The 2,383-nt window shown below is 75.5% G+C and carries 3 protein-coding genes; 1 reads left to right on the plus strand and 2 read right to left on the minus strand.

Annotated features, from left to right (window positions below; genetic code table 11):
- Positions 1–852: zinc ribbon domain-containing protein (locus EYA84_RS30555; protein WP_236146052.1), on the plus strand; the 852-nt coding region annotated here is incomplete at its 5' end.
- A 61-nt stretch (positions 853–913) separates the two neighbouring features.
- Here EYA84_RS30555 and EYA84_RS30560 read toward each other — a convergent pair.
- Together EYA84_RS30560 and EYA84_RS30565 are read right to left on the minus strand one after the other, a co-directional pair.
- Positions 914–1,726: a BTAD domain-containing putative transcriptional regulator gene (locus tag EYA84_RS30560; protein ID WP_161595076.1), complete on the minus strand. Its 813-nt coding sequence runs from the start codon at positions 1,724–1,726 to the stop codon at positions 914–916.
- Positions 1,727–1,841: 115 nt separating this feature from the next.
- Positions 1,842–2,383: helix-turn-helix transcriptional regulator (locus tag EYA84_RS30565; RefSeq protein ID WP_131057687.1), on the minus strand; the 542-nt coding region annotated here is incomplete at its 5' end.

Here is a 2,383-nt window from a genome sequence, read left to right on the forward strand (position 1 = left end):
AGATGTGTAAAAGAGACACCCCCGGCGGAGGTGGTGGAGGCGGTCCAGCCGGGCCGCCCGTCGACCCGCCGGCCCGTCGTCCGGGAACGCCCACCGTCGACCGAGGACGATGCCGGCGACGTCGTCTGCCCGGTCTGCGGGACCGGCAACCCGCCGGGCCGCAGGTTCTGCCGACGGTGCGGGAGCGCCCTCGACGCCCGGACCGGCCCGTCCGGACGGGAGTCGTGGTGGCGCCGCCTGCGCCGAGCCGTGCTCCGGGCCGCGAACTGGATGTTCCGGCCCCGCTCCGGCGTCGCGGGTCTGGTACGCCGCCTCGCCGCCCTGCTGCTCGTCGTCGCCCTGCTCGCCGGGCTCGCGTACGGCGTGACACGCTTCGGTCCCCAGGCCGGCGACGCCGTACGGGACCGGCTCGCCGACCCGCAGCCGGTGAGCCCGGTGTCGGTCCAGGCGTCGAGTCAGGCGGGCGGTCACCCGGCGGAGGCGGTCGTCGACGGACTCAGCAACAGCTACTGGTCCCCCACCGCCGAGGGCACCGGTGCCGGAGAGTACGTGGAACTCACCTTCGCCTCCCCGTTCCGGCTGCTCGACCTGATCGTGCACTCCGGCGTCTCGGCGCAACGGGACGTGTTCCTGCGGCAGGCCCGCCCGGCGGTGCTGGAACTGACGCTCTGGACCGGCGGCGGCACCTCGGAGACCCGGACGCTCCAGCTCGGCGACCAGGCCGGCCCGCAGACCTTCCACCAGGTCGTCGACGACGTGGTGCGGGTACGCCTCACCGTCCGGGAGAGCTACGGCAGCGCCGCCGGCCGTCGGACCGCCATCGCCGAGGTGGAGTTCTTCCGCCGCCCCTGAGCGTGCCGCGTCGCCCCGCACGGCACCCGATGCCCGTGCGGGGCTCAGGCCGCGCGGGGGCTCAGGCCGCGCGGGCCGACTCGGGCACCCCGAGCGTGCGCAGCACCCGGTCGTACGCGCAGCGCGTCCGCGCCGCCGCAGCCGTGTCCCCGGAGCGCTGGTGCGCCTCGGCCAGCACCCGCCACGCGTCGTCCCGGAACCCGTCGATCTCCAGCCCGCGTCGGGCCGCCGCAGCCGCCCCGGCGAGGTCGCCCGCCTCCAGTTCGCGCGCGGCGAGTGTCGCCGCCGCCTCCGCCGCCAACGTGCGGTAGCGGTCCCGGTCGGCCACCACCCACTCCGCCGGCCCGTCCTCCGGCAGCAGGTCACCGGTGTACTGGGCGAGGGCCTCCCGCAGGGCCGCCGTCGCGACGCCCCGCTGCCCCGCGCCCACGTCGCGACGCCACACCGCCACCGCGTGCTCGAACGACCGCACGTCGCAGCGGGCGGTGCGCGGCAGGTCCAACAGGTACGACTCGCCGTCCCGACGCACGAACCGGGACTCGCCGCGCCGTACGCCCGGTTCGAGGAACGCCCGCAACGTGGAGACGCCGACGTGCAGGTTGCGGATGCCGGACCCGACCGGCAGCTCCGGCCAGAGCGCCGTCAGGATGGTCTCCCGGTGTACCGGCCGACCACCGTGGGCGGCCAGGAAACGCAGCAGTGCGCGGACCCTCGGCCGTACCGTCGTCCACTCCAGCCGCCGCCCCGGGATCTCCAGATGGAACCCGCCGAAACAGCGGACCACGAGCGGTGCGGCGTCCGACGGCTGCGCAGCGGTCGACCCCGGTTCCTCGACCGCCCGTCCCCGGAGCGGCTGATGGCTCGAATACCTCATCTTCCGGAACTCCTCCGTCCCCCATCGGTCGCCGTGCCCACCACAGATGCTGCGCCGATCACCGCGCGTAGACATCAGTCAGTTGACGCATACCGATCTCGGCGGCGTCACAGGGTCAGGACTCGGCGCCTGAGACCGCCTCCCGGCGCAGCGCCTCGCGGGCGATCTCGACCCGGCTCCGCACGCCGAGTTTGCCGAGGACATGCGAGATGTGGGTCTGCACGGTACGCCGTGACAGGTACATCTCCCGGGCGATGTCCGGTGTGGACCGCCCCTCCGCCACCAGCGCGGTCACCCGCGCCTCGGTCGGGGTGAGCGCCTCCCAGCCGACCTGCGCGCGGGCCGGCCGGGGACCCCGGACACCCCGACGGACACCGAGACGCCGCAGCCGCCGCTCGGCCCGGCGCACGTCCCAGACCGCGCCGAGGCCGTCGTACCCGTCGACCGCCTCGCCCAGCAGCGTCCTCGCCTCGGCCGCCGAGCCGCGCCGGGCGAGTACCGCCGCCAGGTCCTCCAGCGTGCCGGTCAACTCGACCGGGGACCCGACCGACCGGTAGTACGCGACCGCCTCGCGCAGCGGTGCCGGATCGTCCTCGTGCAGCCCCTGACACCGGCGCAACGCCGCCGCGGCCCGACCCGGCCGGGACTCCGCCGCGG

Source organism: Verrucosispora sp. SN26_14.1, from assembly GCF_004307965.1.
Lineage (GTDB): Bacteria > Actinomycetota > Actinomycetes > Mycobacteriales > Micromonosporaceae > Micromonospora.

Bases quoted from the DNA above. Each gene is read 5' to 3' on its own strand.
- EYA84_RS30560 (WP_161595076.1), bottom strand. From the start codon at position 1,726: ATGAGGTATTCGAGCCATCAGCCGCTCCGGGGACGGGCGGTCGAGGAA.